This is a genomic window from Pseudomonas syringae group sp. 247E2 (genome assembly GCF_032587795.1).
Taxonomy (GTDB): domain Bacteria; phylum Pseudomonadota; class Gammaproteobacteria; order Pseudomonadales; family Pseudomonadaceae; genus Aquipseudomonas; species Aquipseudomonas amygdali.
The window spans coordinates 435,699-450,715 of the sequence record NZ_JAWHPK010000025.1 but is presented as its reverse complement, the minus strand read 5'-3'; the positions used below and the strand labels follow the sequence as shown (position 1 = coordinate 450,715).

Sequence of the window (15,017 nt, the reverse complement as noted above, 5' to 3'; positions counted from 1 at the left end):
CCTCGCTCCTGTTTCCGGCCCGACTTCGTCGGGTTCCTTCGCCCTGTCACTGATCCGGGGGCCGCCGCAACGGGCCATCCTTGGCCCGGTGCGGCTTGCTCGGCGTCCTGCCTCGCATCCCCCGGATCAGTGCCAGGACTCAGCCGTCACTAACGTCGCACTCTGCGTCGTCAGTGCTACCGTGATCGAAAAGCACGTATGGCGGCCTCCTGCGGGCGCAGCATGACGTTGTGCTGCACTGAAAACTTGTGATGCAGGGCATCCCAGGCTCCAGCACCGGACACTACCCACCCTTACGCCGCTGTTGCCAAGCCGCCGCCAGGCCGCTGAGGCAGATGATGGCGATGCCTGCCTGTGCGGTCGGTGATGGCATGTGGTCGAACACCACGAAACCCAGCAGCCCGGCAAACACGATCTGGCAATAGCTGAACGGTGCGAGCATTGCCGGGGCGGCGAAGCGGAAGGCCTGGGTCAGCAGCAAGTGGGCCGACATACCACATGCCCCCAGCGCCAGCAGAAACGGCAGATCTTTAAGCGCAGGCACTTCCCAGAAGAACGGCACCAGCGCGCTCATCAACAGGGTATTGAACAGCCCGGCAAAAAAGTTGCTGGTGGTCGGGCTGTCAAACGGGCTGACCAGCCGCGTCAGGAGTTGATACAACGCAAAACACAAGGCTGACGACAGCGGCAGCAGAATCGCCGGGGTAAACAGCTCGCCCCCCGGATGAATGATGATCATCACCCCGATAAACCCGACAACCACCGCAACCCATTGCCCGCGCGTCACACGCTCATGCAACAGCGGCACCGACAGTGCCGTGACCAGCAACGGAGCGAGAAAGTTGACCGCGGTCGCCTCTGCCTGCGGGATGAACATCAGGCTGCTGGTAAACAGCAGACTGGTGCCCAACAGCGCCAGCGCACGCAATGCCTGCAAGCCGGGACGCTTGGTACGCAGCACGCGCAACCCCGCCGATGGCATGAAGATGCAGGCCATGAGCAGCGTGTGCACCACGTAGCGCGCCCAGACCACCAGAATGATCGGATAGAAGCCGGACAGGTACTTGGAGAGTGTGTCGTGACTGGCGAACAGAAAAGTCGCCAGAAGAATGAAACCAATCCCTTTCAGTGGTTGGTTGACGCCGGACAAAGGCGTGCTGGCAGTGCTCATCGCGCTTCCTTGTTCAAGTTTCAGCAGCCGGACGCCGTGGCCGAAAACGCCAGAGCACGCCGCCTATGTTTACAGACCCGTATCTACAGACCAGTGAGCATCGCACACACGTTTGCAACGCCCCTCACAAAATGTTCGAACCGGTTCATTAACGTTCGATTATCGCCCGAAACAGTTATTTCACAATTGCACGGCACCTTCCGGCCTTTCACTATCGTAGCCAGCTACACGACTCAATAACTACAAAAAAGGTCTGTTCCATGCGCGCCAATTCCTCCTGCAAACTCCTTTGCGGTCTGTCTGCGGCCATTGCTGCAAACCTGACACCCATCAGCGGCAATGCTGCCGGGTTCGTCGAAGACGCCAAGGTCAATCTGAACCTACGCAACTTCTATATCAACCGCAACTTCGTCGACCCGGCCAATGCGCAGAACTACGCCGAGGAGTGGACGCAGAACTTCATCCTCGATGCCCGCTCCGGCTTCACCCAAGGCACCGTTGGCTTTGGTGTGGATGCGCTGGGCCTTTACTCGCTCAAGCTAGACGGCGGCAAGGGAACAGGCGGCACGCAATTGCTGCCGATCCACAGCGATGGACGCCCGGCCGACGACTTCGGGCGACTGGCCGTGGCGGGCAAGGCGCGCTTCTCGAAGACCGAATTGAAGGTCGGCGAGTGGATGCCCGTGCTGCCGATCCTGCGCTCCGATGACGGCCGCTCGCTGCCGCAAACCTTTCAGGGCGGGCAAATCACTTCCAAAGAGATCGACGGGCTGACCCTGTACGGCGGACAGTTCCGCGGCAACAGCCCGCGCAACGACGCCAGCATGGAAGACATGTCCTTGAACGGCCGCTCAGCGTTCACCTCAGACCGTTTCAACTTCGGCGGCGGCGAGTACGTGTTCAACGAAAAGCGCACCCAGGTCGGCGTCTGGTACGCCGAGCTTGAAGACATCTACCACCAGCAATATTTCAACCTGCTGCACAGCCAGCCGTTGGGCAGCTGGACGCTGGGTGCCAACCTTGGCTACTTCCAGGGCAAAGACGACGGCCAGTCGCTGGCCGGTGATCTGGACAACAAGACCTGGTCAGCGCTGCTTTCGGCGCGGCACGGCGGCAACACCTTTTATGTGGGCCTGCAGAAAGTCAGCGGCGACAGCGCCTGGATGCGCGTCAACGGTACCAGTGGCGGGACGTTGGCCAACGACAGTTACAACTCCAGCTTCGACAACGCCAGGGAGAAATCCTGGCAGTTGCGTCACGACTATGACTTCGCAGCCTTGGGCGTGCCCGGCCTGACCCTGATGAACCGCTACATCAGCGGCGACAACGTGCATACCGGCACCATCACCGACGGCGAAGAGTGGGCACGGGAAACCGAGCTGGCGTACGTGTTCCAGAGCGGCGCGTTCAAAAGCCTGTCGCTCAAATGGCGCAACTCCACCATGCGGCGTGACTACAACACCAACCAGTTCGACGAAAACCGCCTGATTGTCAGCTACCCGCTGTCGCTGCTCTAAAAACAAAGAACGCCGCCACGGTTGATCACTCATCGTTATACAGAAATCTAACTGACTATCGTGCCGACGCTCCGCGTCGGCATGCAGTTCTGGACGCTCTGCGTCCTCTTTGTGACGCTACGCGCCACGCGCTGGTTCTGCGAGTCAGTGAGATTGAGGCCCGACTTCGTGATAAAACAGCGCTTTCATTTATGGGCAGTGAACGCGGGTAAGGCATGACATTTCGCTGCAGCACTCCTTGTTATGCGACTTTTCAATCCTCCTTCAACGACTCCACACCCATTTCATCCCATACCGCTTCGGCCAGGTGGAACGTCGCATTGGCCGCCGGAATGCCGCAGTAGATAGCGCTCTGCATCAGCACTTCCTTGATTTCCTCACGGGTCACGCCATTGTTTTTTGCGGCCTTCAGGTGCAGGCGCAATTCGCCCTCGCGATTCATGCCGATCAACATCGCAATGGTAATCAGGCTGCGGGTATGGCGTGGCAGCCCCGGACGGGTCCAGATATCACCCCAGGCGTGACGGGTAATCATCTCCTGGAATTCTTCATTGAACGGCGTCAGTTTGCTCAGGCTGTTGTCGACATGCGTATCGCCCAGCACTGCACGGCGCACCTGCATGCCAGCTTCGTAACGTTCGTCTTCGGTCATCGGGAAATCCTTGTGTGTTCAGCCACGGCACGCTCGACCCATTGTCGGGCCTGGCCAAGGTAATGGGCCGGATCAAGCAGACGATCCAACTCGTCGGAAGAAAACTGCTCACTGACTTGCGAGTTTTCGCCGAGCACCTGACGCAAATGGGCGCCCTGCTCCACCGCACGCCGGCAGCACTGTTCGACCAGATGGTGGGCAGCATCGCGGCCGATACGCTGAGACAGCGCAATGCTCACTGCCTCGGCGAGAACCAGGCCTTTGGTGGATTGCAGATTGCTCGCCATACGCTCGGCATCGACCTGCAGACCGGGTAGCACCTGCAACGCTTGCTGCAGCGAACCGGAAACCAGACAGCACAGCTCCGGCAAAGTCTCCCACTCGGCATGCCACAGGCCCAGACTGCGCTCGTGCTCCTGCGGCATGGCGGCCAGCATCGTGGCGACCAGCCCCGGTGCGCGGGTGGCGGTGCTGATCATGACCGCAGCACCGACCGGGTTGCGTTTGTGCGGCATGGTCGAAGATCCGCCCTTACCCGGTGCCGAGGGCTCGAAGACCTCGCCCACTTCGGTCTGCATCAGCAAGCTCACGTCGCGCCCCAGTTTGCCGAGGCTGCCGGCGATCAGGCCCAGCAGACCGGCAAACTCCACAAGTCGGTCGCGCTGGGTGTGCCAGGGCTGCTCGGGCAACTCCAGTTGCAATTCACCGGCCAGCGCTTCGGCCACCGAAAAGGCCTGGTCGCCCAGCGCCGCGAGGCTGCCGGAAGCACCGCCGAATTGCAGGCACAACAGGCGCGGTTTGATCTCGTTCAAGCGCTGTCGATGGCGAGTCACCGCGCCCAGCCAGCCGGCGATTTTCATCCCCAGGGTGACCGGCGTGGCCTGCTGCAGCCAGGTGCGTCCAGCCAGCGGCGTGCCAGCATGACGCTGTGCCTGCTCAGCCATCGCATCGGCCAGTAGGGTGAGATCACGCTCAAGCAGCACGATCGCTCGACGCAGTTGCAGAATCAGCCCGCTGTCCATCACATCCTGGCTGGTTGCGCCCATATGCACATAGCGCTCGGCCTCAGCACTGCGCGCGGCTATCTGTTTGCCCAGCGCCTTGACCAGCGGAATCGCCGAATTGCCGGCACTGCCGATGGCAATTGCCAGCGCGTCGAAATCGAACAGCCGTGCGTCGCAGCTCAGTTCGATGTCGGCGACCACCTCCGGCGGGATCAGGCCGACGCGTGCCTGTGCCCGAGCCAGCGCAGCCTCGAAATCGAGCATGCCCTGTACCCGGCCTTCATCCGAAAAGATCTCGCGCATTTCGGGTTGCATGAAGTAGGCATCGAAAAGTTGATTGCTCACTCTGTTCACATCACCACTCCAGATTGAAAGGTTTCAGGTAGCGTCCGAATGACTGACCCAGCCCTTGATCAGCACCGCTATCGCGGCCAGGGCAGCGGGGACCACCAGCGCCGTCAGCACCTGTTCGAAGCTCCAGCCCAGGCCCAGCAGTGTGGCACCGGCCCAGGCGCCGAGAATTGCGCCGAAGCGGCCGATCCCGAGCATCCACGACACGCCAGTGGCACGCCCCTGGGTGGGATAGAAACGCGCTGCCAGTGAAGGCATTGCCGACTGTGCGCCGTTGATGCACATACCGGCCAGCAGCACCAGCGTGGCCAACAAGGCGACATTGCCCAGACTCTGCCCGACCAGCCAGGCGAACACACCCGCCAGCGCATAGGCCAGACCAATGACCTTATGCGGATTGTAACGATCCATTGCCCAGCCGACCCCCACTGCACTCAGCACCCCGCCGAACTGGAACAGCGCACCGATGAACGCCGATTGCTCCATGCTCGCGCCACTGTCGCGCATCAACGTCGGCAGCCAGCTGGTCAACAGGTAGACGATAACCAGCCCCATGAAATACGTCAGCCACAGCAACAGCGTGCCAGCGCTGTATGTACCGGAGAAAATCACTTTCAGCACGTTGCGGCTACTGACCGTTTTCTGCTCGGGAACGCTGAAATCGGTGATGCCAGCCAACGCCTTCGGCGCAATCGGTGCCAGCACTTTGCGAATACGCTCCGCACCGCGATTGCGCACCACCAGAAACCGCGCTGATTCCGGCAGCCAGACCATCAGTACCACCGCCAGTATCAACGGCAGAATACCGCCCAGCATCAGCAGGCTGTGCCAGCCCATGCTCGGGATCAGTTTGGCCGACACAAACCCACCGCACGCCATGCCCAGATTGAAACCACAGAACATGCTGGTCACCAGCAGCGACTTGAGCCGCTCGGGCGTGTATTCCGACAACAACGTGGTGGCATTGGGCATCGCTGCACCGAGCCCCAGCCCGGTCAGAAGGCGTAATACCAGCAGTTGATCAATGTTGCTGCTGTAGGCAGACGCCAGGCTGAACAGACCGAACAGGAACACCGCGACCACCAGCACGACCTTGCGCCCGAACCGGTCGGCCAGCGGGCCGGAACCCAGCGCGCCGAACACCATGCCGATCAGCGCAGCGCTCATCACCGGGCCCAGGCTGGCCCGGTCGATGCCCCAGTCCTGGCTGAGCGCTGGTGCAATGAAGCCCATTGCGGCGGTATCGAGGCCATCGAGAAACACGATCAGAAAACACAGCGCAACCACCCGCCACTGATACCCGGACAGCGGTTGCGCATTGATGAAGGCCTGAACGTCGAGCGTACCCGGCACAGGCTGGCTGGCGGAAAGCGTCATGGAGATGTCCTTTTATTTTTATAAGGTCGCCTGCCGATGCAGGCGCCGGGAACGCACGCACATTGATACGCAAATCGACAACCGATTCAGAAATCGAAAAACACTGTTTCGCCTTCACCCTGCACGCGGATATCAAAACGATAGGCCGTTTGCCCATCATGCGTGCAGCGGCGCGCGACCAGCGTTTCGCGACGCGGCGGCTGCTCGATCAGATTGAGCACCGGGTCCTGAGCATTGGCCTGCGCTTCGTCGTCGAAATACAGCCGTGTCTGCAGATGAATATTGATACCACGGGCAAACAGCGAAACGTTGATGTGCGCAGCCATCGGCACCCCGGCCGCATTATGTGCCGAGCCTGGCTTGATGGTCTTCAGAATCCATTGGCCGTCGTCAGTGGTCGCCGTGCGGCCGAAGCCGTTGAACGGCCGCTCCGGGTCGAATTCGCTGTGATACGCGCCTTGATGGTCGGCCTGCCAGAACTCCAGATACGCATCGCGGATCAGATGACCGTTGCCGTCGAAGACGTTGCCCAGCAGCACGATGTGCTCGCCCGGCGCGTCGGGTCTGGCCATCTCGTTCCAGATTTCCAGCTCGCGGGTCGGATTGCCGGCCACTTGCGGTGCCAGACCGATGTGCACGTACGGGCCAGCGGTTTGCGAAGGGGTTTCCTGCAGTAATTGAACGGGCATGTCGGGCCTCCTCAGCAGTTTTCGAAGTGTGTCTTGCGCTGGCCGCGCAACACGATGTCAAAGCGGTACGCCAGGCAATCCATTGGATTACCCATCCCCAGATCGAGCCTGGCAATAAGGCTCTGCACGGCGTCCGGGTTGGCGATGGCCTTGACAATCGGGCAGATAGGAATCAACGGATCGCCTTCGAAATACAGCTGGGTGACCAGGCGGGTGGCAATCGACGGGCCGCTGATCGACACATGAATATGCGCCGGACGCCAGTCGTTAGGGCCGTTGCGCCACGGGTAAGGGCCTGGCTTGACGGTGCGGAAGCTGTAATTGCCTTCGCTGTCGGTCAGCGCTCGCCCTACACCGCCGAAGTTGGGGTCGATGGGTGCCAGATAGGCATCGCGTTTGTGGCGATAACGCCCGCCGGCATTGGCTTGCCAGATCTCCACCAAGGTATGCGGAATCGGCTTGCCGTACTGATCACAGACCCGGCCGGCCAGCAGGATGCGCTCACCGATGGGCAGCCCGCCGTTGTTGAAGTTGAGCAGCAGATCGTTGTCGTGCTGACCAAACTTCAAATGCGAGAAATCCGGGCCCGTGGTTTCGGAAATGGATTGCGGGATACTGACCAGCGCCTGACGCGGCGAGCGCAGGATCGAGGTCTTGTAATCAGGTGTCAGGGCTTTGGGGTGCCAGTTTCGGTCACGAATGACGAAGCGGCTATTGTCCGCGGCAGACATGGGTTCTCCTTGTTTTTCTTATGGGCGCAGGCGTCGATCACTTGCGCTACAGGCTGCGGCGAAGTGTCGCGTGATCCATGCTTATAGAGAATTGAAATAAAACCGGTTATCCATAACCAAATGGTTATGCATACTGCGCTTTGCGGTAGGTCTCTCCAACGCCTCGCAGTTCATCCACACACCATTGCGCCGCACGTGTCAGCGGCAGGGCCGGGTTGCTGCACAGGCCGACTGATCCGCCCGGCTCGCGAATGCCCATGTCCAGCTCCACCAGCGTGCCGCCTTTCAACTCCAGCGACACCGCATCCAGTGGCGCGATCCACACCGCATCGCTGCACTGCACATAGCGGCGGCTCAGGGTGAGTGACAGGGTTTCAAGGCGCTGACGCGGCATGCGGATACCGCACTGCACGAAAAGACTGTCGGCAAACTTGCGGATGGTGGTGCCCGCCAGCGGCAACACCAGCGGGAACTGCTCCAGACTTTCAGGCTTGAGCGGCGCCGTCAGTAACGGGTGATCGTTGCGCACCACCAGCGTCATCGACTCGTTGTACAGATGCTCGAACGTCAGCCCCTGAATCTGCGGGCTGTCAGTCATGCGCCCGACCACGAGGTCCAGCTCCCCTACCCTCAGTTGCGACAGCAGGTAGGCACTGGGGCCGGTCATCACGCTGACGATCAACGCGGGGTGGCGCTCGTGCAGACGATGGACCACCTCCGGAACCAACAGGCTTTCAGCCGTGGACAGCACGCCCAACCGTGCGGTAACAGTTTCATGTTCACCCGAGCGCAGGCTACTGACACCTTCACGCAGGGCCTGGACGCTCGGCCCGGCGAAACGCATGAATGCCACCCCCGCCTCGGTCAGCGCCGCACCGCTCTTGCTGCGCACAAACAAGGTGGTGGCCAGCAGTGTTTCCAGCTCCTTGAGACTTTTCGACAGCGCGGGCTGACTGATTGCCAGTACATCGGAGGCACGCGCCAGGCTGCCCTGCCGAGCCACCTCGAGAAAGCACACCAGATGGCGAAATTTGATGCGGGTATCGATATTCAATGCGCGTCGGGTCCGGGGGATAAAGAAGAATGCAGCTCTACGACAATGCCGCTCAACGACTCAAAAACGAAGCTACCTGAGGCGCGTCAAATGGCCAGTCCAGCTCATCCCCGGTGTCGACTCGACGCAACACAGGGACGCGCCACTCGTAACGCTCGAACAGTTGTTCATCCTCGCAGATGTCGACCAGCTCAACCAGTAAGCCGTGCTCGATGGCGAACGGCAGTAAAACCGCTTCGGCAACCTCGCACAGCGGGCAGCCCAGGGTACTGAACAGCTGGCATTCGGGCGGCATGAATTGATCCTCGGCAAATCCTCTACAACCGAAAATTATTCTAGGCGCACCCCGCGATCACGTCGACACCCGGAAATGCATCTTGCTGAACGCGTTGGCGCGGTCCAGTACCGGTTTCTCGAAACAACGGTAACCGACCCAGCCGTAACACACCGTTGCCGCCATCATCAGCAGCGCGAAAAACAGGTTGTCCAGATAGCTTTCGGGCCAGGCACCGACCAGGCTCCACACCCGCCCGATCACCCCCAACACCAGCAGATGAGACAGATAGATCGTGTAGGACATGTCGCCCACAGCGACCAAAAACCCTGGCACAGCCAGTTGTCGACGTCGTTCGAGCAAGGCAAGGGTCAGTACCAGCAGGCCGAAAGTACCGCCGACCATGAGCATGCGCAGCAAGCCCTGACTGTCGTATAACCGGAAGTAACCGATCAGGGGCACGCCCAGCAGCAGCGCACCTCCCAGCGAGGCAAGGACGGCAGCGGTCGGCACGCGCGCGCTGTGCCGACCATAAAAGAACAACGCCAGCGCTGCGCCGAGAATGAATTCAAGGGCGTAGGGATGCAGGATGATCTTCAGTGCGGGCGAATAGTCCTGCCAGTCGGCCAGCACGTTGAACACGATGATGATCAGCGCCCAGCCGCCGAGCAGAAGCGGCACGCTGCGTTCACGAAACAACAGAAAGCCGGAGTACACGACGTAGAACCACAGTTCGAACAGCAGCGACCAGGCCACCATCACCAGCAGCACTTTATCGTTGGGCAGCAGCAGGAACGACATAATCAAGTTGGAAGCCCCATGCCCGCTGTTGACCATGCCCGGCTGCACCAGGTACACCGCCAGCGTAATGAAAAAGTACAGCCAGTACGTGGGGTAGATCCGCGACACCCTGTTGAACAGAAAGCGCCGGGCCTCGACCCCGCTCTGGAAACGGCCACGACTGACGATCACCATCACGAAACCGCTGATGACAAAGAACAGATCGACACCCAACTGAAAAAAATCGAGCATCGGCGGCAGAAGGATATCGCCACCGGAAAACTTGCTCTCTACCGACATCATGTGAAACAACACCACACCAAGGACAGCTATGCCCCTGAGCCCCTGCAGGGAATACAGCCGCTCCATGCCTCTCTCCATTCAGCTCTCATATCGCGCGCCATGTACGTGATCACGCGTGTGGAGCATAGCCAATGGCCAGAAATACGGAACCCCAATCTTCAACACGTCGCGGTTTTTCCTGACAGATACTTTTGGAGTAAGGTGCAGCGGCAGCACGCAGCCTGATCGAACACCAGACGGCAATCGAAGTGAACCTTCAGGAATCACCTGTACTCGAAACATTCATACGCCCACCAAACGGAGAACATCATGGCCCGCCAAACTGCACAGAATGCTCAGGAAATCCTGAGAGCCGACTTCCAGGTACTGGTTGCCGACACTGAGAAATTGCTGGCGCATACCGCCTCTCTCGCTGGTGATCAGGCCGATGAACTGCGCGCCCAGATCCGCGAAAGCCTGCTGCGTGCCAAGGAAACACTGAAGACCACTGAAGATTCGCTTCGTGAGCGCGGTGAGGCTGCTGTGATCGCTACCGAAGATTACGTTCAGAACAACCCCTGGCAGTCAGTCGGTATCGCCGCAGGTGTCGGCTTTCTGATCGGTCTGCTGGCTACAAGGCGCTAACATCATGACTCTGGGAACGGAATCAGCACCGCCCGAGGGAACTCCGGGCTCTTCACCGCGGCGTCTTGGCGCTGCATTCCTTGGCCTGCTGCACACGCACGTCGAGCTGTTCGGCATCGAATTGCAGGAGCAGAAGGCACGTACCGTCAGCCTGCTGCTGTTCGCGGGACTGGCGCTGGTTTTCGGCCTGCTGCTGCTCACTGGGCTCTCGGCCTTGTTGCTGATCGTTCTATGGGACAGCTATCGCTTGGCCGGTATCGTCGGCCTCTGCACGTTCTACCTGCTGGCCGCCATCTTCTGCGGGCTGCGCCTCAAGGCAGCGATTTTCGATGAGTCGTCGCCATTCCACGCAACCCTTGAAGAGCTGGCCAACGACCGCGAGCGATTGATGCCATGAGTGAACCCAAGTCGCACCAGAGCAATACCCGTCGAGAACTGCGCAAGGCGTTGATCCGCCTGCGCATGGAGATGCACCGTCAGGAAATTCGTCATGAGTCGACGCAATTGCTGCAGCCGTTGCAACGCTTTCGCGGGATCCGCCATGACTGGAAAAGCGCGCTCGGCTTTCGCCACGCGCCACTCTGGGGAGTGGGCTCGGTCGCCCTGCTGGGGTTTCTGAGCGGCAAACGTGCCAAGACCGGACGCACCAGCCTGCTGGGTCGCCTGTTGAAGCTCGGCATCACGCTGACGCCACTGATCAAGGTCGCCATGCAGAGTCGCGCCATCCAGAACCGCAACCGCAGGCTCTGATTACGCCAGACCTTTTGCGTGATTCGAGCCTTGTGACAAATGCCTGCTCCGGTGCTCCGGGGCGGGCATTTGCTTTTTAACACACCCTGTTTCTGTCTGTCCGCGCGTCAGGCCTTGCGGCAGGCGTGCCGAACCGGGAAGCTACGGCCAACATTACTGACGGAGTGAACGCCTTGGATTGGCAAACCCTGCTTAACCGCGAACGACTTGGCAAGACACTGCACAGCCCCGAAGAATTGGGGCGCAGTCCGTTTCACAAGGACCATGACCGGATCATCTTTTCCGGTGCGTTTCGCCGTCTGGGACGTAAGACGCAAGTCCATCCGGTGTCCAGCAACGACCATATCCATACCCGCCTGACTCACTCGCTGGAAGTCAGCTGCGTCGGCCGCTCACTGGGCATGCGCGTTGGCGAAACCCTGCGCGCTGCGCTGCCCGACTGGTGCGACCCAAGCGACCTGGGCATGGTTGTACAATCCGCCTGCCTGGCACACGACATTGGCAACCCTCCGTTCGGCCATTCTGGCGAAGACGCAATTCGCAACTGGTTCAATCAGGCTGCCGGACGTGGCTGGCTCGACGCGATGAGCGAGACAGAGCGCAATGACTTTCTCAATTTCGAGGGCAATGCCCAGGGCTTTCGGGTGCTGACGCAGTTGGAGTACCACCAGTTCGATGGCGGTACCCGTCTGACCTACGCCACACTGGGCACTTACCTCAAATACCCGTGGACCGCTCGCCACGCAGACTCGCTGGGCTACAAGAAGCACAAGTTCGGCTGCTATCAGAGTGAACTGCCAATCCTTGAGCAGATCGCTGGCAAGCTGGGTTTGCCGCAGCTTGAGGAACAACGCTGGGCGCGCCATCCACTGGTTTACCTGATGGAAGCCGCCGATGACATCTGTTATGCACTGATCGATCTGGAGGACGGCCTGGAGATGGACCTGCTGGACTACGCGGAAGTGGAGTCACTTCTGCTTGGACTGGTCGGCGATGATCTTCCGGAAACCTATCGGCAACTGGGCCCTGGCGACTCACGGCGGCGCAAGCTGGCCATCCTGCGCGGCAAGGCCATCGAGCACCTGACCAACGCAGCGGCCAGAGCATTCGTCGAGCAACAGGACGCCCTGCTTGCGGGCACGCTGCCCGGGGATCTCGTGGAACACATGCACGGCCCGGCCAAACGCTGCGTACTGAACGCCAAGGACATGGCGCGCAAGAAAATCTTTCAGGACAAGCGCAAAACGCTGCATGAAATAGGTGCCTACACCACACTGGAAATCCTCTTAAACGCCTTTTGCGGTGCAGCGGTCGAACAGTTTGGCGGCAGGACGCCCTCCTTCAAGCACCGACGTATCCTCGACCTGCTGGGCAACAGCGCGCCGGATCCCAAGGCACCGCTGCATGCATCGTTCCTGCGCATGATCGACTTCATCGCCGGCATGACCGACAGCTATGCCAGTGAGATGGCCCGGGAAATGACTGGCCGCTCCGGACAGATTTAGCCTTGATAAGACCAGCCGAGTACCTGCGCGCATGCAGATACAACGCTGGTCAGACCTGATTGCCTCGCAAAAACTCAGACAGGCCCTACATGCATGTCAGACGAGTCCTATCGCAGCTTTTCTTCCATCCCTCAATAATTACAGCCACTTCGAATGCCACTCCGGCTCGTCATCCATCCGCCTGCGATACTAACGGTCCGCACGCCGTCTGCGAGGCCTGAACGTCTCGTCAGGGCCTTTCCGGAAAACTCATGTCCACACACAGCCTGCGCATCCTCCTGGTGGAAGATCACCCGTTTCAACTGATCGCCACTCAGGTGCTGCTCAACAATCAGGGCTATTTTCTACTGACTCCCGCACTCACCGCCGCAGAGGCCATGGCTGCCATGCAACGCAGCCCGGAGCCCTATGGGCTGTTACTGTGCGATCAGTGCCTGCCGGATATGTCAGGCCTCGACCTGATCGACGAGGCAGCCCGTCAAGGCTTGCTGCATCAGGCCATTCTTCTCAGCGGCCTGCCTGATGTACAGCTTGAAAACCTGCAGCAGCTTGCCACGCAGCGCGACCTGCCCCTGCTCGGCTGCCTGAGCAAACCCCTGCATGGACCTGACCTCAGCCGCTTGCTGGGGCACAGCCCTGAGTGACATCTGCATTCCTGTTTCAAGCGACTTCGGAAATGCCTCGCAACTATGTAAACGGCAACTGATGCAAAACCGCGCTGCTTGTGAATTCACGTTCAGTCTCGTAGGAAATCATCAACCCACATGAATGATGATTCCATAAAGTAATAAACACCCCGTGCATCAATAACCAAATACACACCGAAATAAGCATTAACGTTTAAACACACTTGTGTTCAACGTAGGCTTTTACGTACTCCGATACGCTAATTATTGTAGGACTTTTCCTATATATGCCTGCCGAGCAAGTCTCTTTATGTGCCTGCCCGAACATCTGAGCTAAGGTGCGCGCTTTCTTCACTGCTTGTTATGGAATGGAATATGAACTCGAATGTTTTTGTGGACACCAATCTGAATATAAAATATTAAATATAAACAAATCATCCACTTATGTAATTTTTCGTAGTTTTTTGACACCGACAATTTGACACCAGATTTTGCTGGCCTATGATCAGATGAGCTAAATAGAGGTTCAGTCCATGATCTCCTTCAAGATACTCCCTGACCACATCCTGTTTCGCTTCGATTGGCAGAACATGCAAAAGTATCGGGACATGGAGTTGCCAAGGCCACCACTAGCCTCAATAGAAAGCCTTCAGGTTGTATGTGCGGAAACGGTTCGAGCCTGTCAAAGTTATGCGCGACTAACTGGTACCTCACGAGCAAACGCACTCAAGAGGATGTTCATTTTCGCGAAAGCTGAGGGAAAGGCTATACCGGCTTCGGGCAGTCCGGATTGGAAAGTATTTGTACAAGAGCACTACATTTATCACCTATCACACCCTGAAAAGACAACTCAAGAGGGTGATAAAGATTTGGAGACTATCCGTTCAGAGTGGCGACAAATAGTATATCTATACAAAAGCTTTAAACAGCAAAAAGTGATACCACTTGACACTACAATTCCAACCATTAAACAGCCGCAAATTCCGGACGATGACAGAAGTGCCGAAATTCTGGACTCTGTAGAAGAACGGTTGTGGCCACTTGAAGACGCAAATCACCTCTGGCCTAAAACATACTTAATTGACAAGAGCCTAACGGTCAGTACAGATAAGTTCCTTGCAAAGCTTCAAAGCGATGTCGAGCACCGTACTCAATCCATACTGACGGCGTGCGAGAGCTATTGGGATAGGGTGGTTATCTGCCAGCGTATTGGTGAAGATCTAATAAAATCCATTCCCGTAGAAGAGATTGAGCGTGTGTTATCGTCTGGTAATTTTTACGTCAATCATCGGTATATCGCTGATGCTTACCGCCCAGACGGCGCCGCTTGGTTTTTGGCAATGATCGAGCACTTTTTTCTCCGAACAGGAGAGCTAAGAGCCATCTCATATACTGCCATGAAGGCTATTCCATTTTTCAAGCCATTCTGTGGCAACAGCTATATGCGAGCTAGAATGGATCAGGAACTCAGGAGAATTGCGGGCAGCTATGCTGCTCCTGGCGAAGATAACCGAAACGCTAATCCGCCTCTTAGGATACGTCTCTGCTCGGGACTGCGGAGCAGCGGCGGCTATCTTAACCGCTGAGAACCCAAAATTTAATCCACACG

16 protein-coding genes are annotated in these 15,017 nt (G+C 58.5%); 7 read left to right on the top strand and 9 right to left on the bottom strand.

Annotated features, from left to right (window positions below; genetic code table 11):
* Positions 1-283: 283 nt before the first annotated feature.
* Positions 284-1,171 (bottom strand): DMT family transporter, encoded by an 888-nt coding sequence (locus RYC18_RS22125; RefSeq protein ID WP_054076371.1) that lies wholly within the window; start codon positions 1,169-1,171, stop codon positions 284-286.
* A 260-nt stretch (positions 1,172-1,431) separates the two neighbouring features.
* Between RYC18_RS22125 and RYC18_RS22120 the strand changes: the two genes are divergently transcribed.
* Positions 1,432-2,688, top strand: coding sequence for an OprD family porin (locus RYC18_RS22120; RefSeq protein WP_004665143.1), 1,257 nt, complete (start codon positions 1,432-1,434; stop codon positions 2,686-2,688).
* Positions 2,689-2,941: 253 nt separating this feature from the next.
* Here the strand turns inward: RYC18_RS22120 and pcaC are convergent, their stop codons facing one another.
* The 8 genes from pcaC to RYC18_RS22080 form a co-directional block, all read right to left on the bottom strand.
* Positions 2,942-3,340: a 4-carboxymuconolactone decarboxylase gene (gene pcaC / locus RYC18_RS22115; protein WP_004665142.1), complete on the bottom strand. Its 399-nt coding sequence runs from the start codon at positions 3,338-3,340 to the stop codon at positions 2,942-2,944.
* Positions 3,337-4,698 (bottom strand): 3-carboxy-cis,cis-muconate cycloisomerase, encoded by a 1,362-nt coding sequence (locus tag RYC18_RS22110; protein WP_316886849.1) that lies wholly within the window; start codon positions 4,696-4,698, stop codon positions 3,337-3,339. The genes pcaC and RYC18_RS22110 overlap by 4 nt, the downstream gene beginning before the upstream one ends.
* Before the next feature lie 24 nt (positions 4,699-4,722).
* Entirely contained in the window at positions 4,723-6,072 is a 1,350-nt protein-coding gene (locus RYC18_RS22105) for an MFS transporter (protein WP_005779820.1), read from the bottom strand.
* 86 nt (positions 6,073-6,158) lie between these two features.
* On the bottom strand, positions 6,159-6,761 hold the full coding sequence (gene pcaG, locus RYC18_RS22100; RefSeq protein WP_004665140.1) for a protocatechuate 3,4-dioxygenase subunit alpha: 603 nt from the start codon (positions 6,759-6,761) through the stop codon (positions 6,159-6,161).
* Positions 6,762-6,772: 11 nt separating this feature from the next.
* Entirely contained in the window at positions 6,773-7,492 is a 720-nt protein-coding gene (gene pcaH, locus RYC18_RS22095) for a protocatechuate 3,4-dioxygenase subunit beta (protein WP_002553121.1), read from the bottom strand.
* A 124-nt stretch (positions 7,493-7,616) separates the two neighbouring features.
* Positions 7,617-8,546, bottom strand: a complete 930-nt coding sequence (gene pcaQ, locus RYC18_RS22090; protein WP_005753503.1) for a pca operon transcription factor PcaQ — start codon at positions 8,544-8,546, stop codon at positions 7,617-7,619.
* 52 nt (positions 8,547-8,598) lie between these two features.
* Positions 8,599-8,841 carry a glutaredoxin family protein gene (locus RYC18_RS22085; RefSeq protein WP_005779823.1) on the bottom strand — a complete coding sequence of 81 codons (243 nt, stop codon included), beginning with the start codon at positions 8,839-8,841 and terminating at the stop codon, positions 8,599-8,601.
* Positions 8,842-8,898: 57 nt separating this feature from the next.
* A complete protein-coding gene (locus RYC18_RS22080) occupies positions 8,899-9,969 on the bottom strand; it encodes an acyltransferase family protein (RefSeq protein WP_057404366.1) in 1,071 nt (356 codons plus the stop codon).
* A gap of 243 nt (positions 9,970-10,212) precedes the next feature.
* Between RYC18_RS22080 and RYC18_RS22075 the strand changes: the two genes are divergently transcribed.
* The 6 genes from RYC18_RS22075 (at position 10,213) to RYC18_RS22050 (ending at position 14,994) form a co-directional block, all read left to right on the top strand.
* Positions 10,213-10,527 (top strand): YqjD family protein, encoded by a 315-nt coding sequence (locus RYC18_RS22075; protein WP_002553118.1) that lies wholly within the window; start codon positions 10,213-10,215, stop codon positions 10,525-10,527.
* Positions 10,528-10,531: 4 nt separating this feature from the next.
* Entirely contained in the window at positions 10,532-10,924 is a 393-nt protein-coding gene (locus tag RYC18_RS22070) for a phage holin family protein (RefSeq protein WP_002553117.1), read from the top strand.
* Positions 10,921-11,277, top strand: a complete 357-nt coding sequence (locus RYC18_RS22065) for a hypothetical protein (RefSeq protein ID WP_002553116.1) — start codon at positions 10,921-10,923, stop codon at positions 11,275-11,277. Before RYC18_RS22070 ends, RYC18_RS22065 begins: the two co-directional genes overlap by 4 nt.
* Before the next feature lie 173 nt (positions 11,278-11,450).
* Positions 11,451-12,782 (top strand): deoxyguanosinetriphosphate triphosphohydrolase, encoded by a 1,332-nt coding sequence (locus tag RYC18_RS22060; RefSeq protein ID WP_004661594.1) that lies wholly within the window; start codon positions 11,451-11,453, stop codon positions 12,780-12,782.
* Between the two features lie 251 nt (positions 12,783-13,033).
* Positions 13,034-13,426, top strand: a complete 393-nt coding sequence (locus RYC18_RS22055; RefSeq protein WP_002553114.1) for a response regulator — start codon at positions 13,034-13,036, stop codon at positions 13,424-13,426.
* A 515-nt stretch (positions 13,427-13,941) separates the two neighbouring features.
* Positions 13,942-14,994 carry a hypothetical protein gene (locus tag RYC18_RS22050; protein ID WP_316886848.1) on the top strand — a complete coding sequence of 351 codons (1,053 nt, stop codon included), beginning with the start codon at positions 13,942-13,944 and terminating at the stop codon, positions 14,992-14,994.
* Positions 14,995-15,017 lie beyond the last annotated feature (23 nt).

Excerpts from the sequence above, each read along its gene's own strand:
- RYC18_RS22125 (WP_054076371.1), bottom strand. The coding sequence starts at position 1,171 with ATGAGCACTGCCAGCACGCCTTTGTCCGGCGTCAACCAACCACTGAAA.
- RYC18_RS22120 (WP_004665143.1), top strand. The coding sequence starts at position 1,432 with ATGCGCGCCAATTCCTCCTGCAAACTCCTTTGCGGTCTGTCTGCGGCC.
- pcaC (WP_004665142.1), bottom strand. The coding sequence starts at position 3,340 with ATGACCGAAGACGAACGTTACGAAGCTGGCATGCAGGTGCGCCGTGCA.
- RYC18_RS22105 (WP_005779820.1), bottom strand. The coding sequence starts at position 6,072 with ATGACGCTTTCCGCCAGCCAGCCTGTGCCGGGTACGCTCGACGTTCAG.
- pcaG (WP_004665140.1), bottom strand. The coding sequence starts at position 6,761 with ATGCCCGTTCAATTACTGCAGGAAACCCCTTCGCAAACCGCTGGCCCG.
- pcaH (WP_002553121.1), bottom strand. The coding sequence starts at position 7,492 with ATGTCTGCCGCGGACAATAGCCGCTTCGTCATTCGTGACCGAAACTGG.
- RYC18_RS22085 (WP_005779823.1), bottom strand. The coding sequence starts at position 8,841 with ATGCCGCCCGAATGCCAGCTGTTCAGTACCCTGGGCTGCCCGCTGTGC.
- RYC18_RS22080 (WP_057404366.1), bottom strand. The coding sequence starts at position 9,969 with ATGGAGCGGCTGTATTCCCTGCAGGGGCTCAGGGGCATAGCTGTCCTT.
- RYC18_RS22075 (WP_002553118.1), top strand. The coding sequence starts at position 10,213 with ATGGCCCGCCAAACTGCACAGAATGCTCAGGAAATCCTGAGAGCCGAC.
- RYC18_RS22070 (WP_002553117.1), top strand. The coding sequence starts at position 10,532 with ATGACTCTGGGAACGGAATCAGCACCGCCCGAGGGAACTCCGGGCTCT.
- RYC18_RS22065 (WP_002553116.1), top strand. The coding sequence starts at position 10,921 with ATGAGTGAACCCAAGTCGCACCAGAGCAATACCCGTCGAGAACTGCGC.
- RYC18_RS22055 (WP_002553114.1), top strand. The coding sequence starts at position 13,034 with ATGTCCACACACAGCCTGCGCATCCTCCTGGTGGAAGATCACCCGTTT.
- RYC18_RS22050 (WP_316886848.1), top strand. The coding sequence starts at position 13,942 with ATGATCTCCTTCAAGATACTCCCTGACCACATCCTGTTTCGCTTCGAT.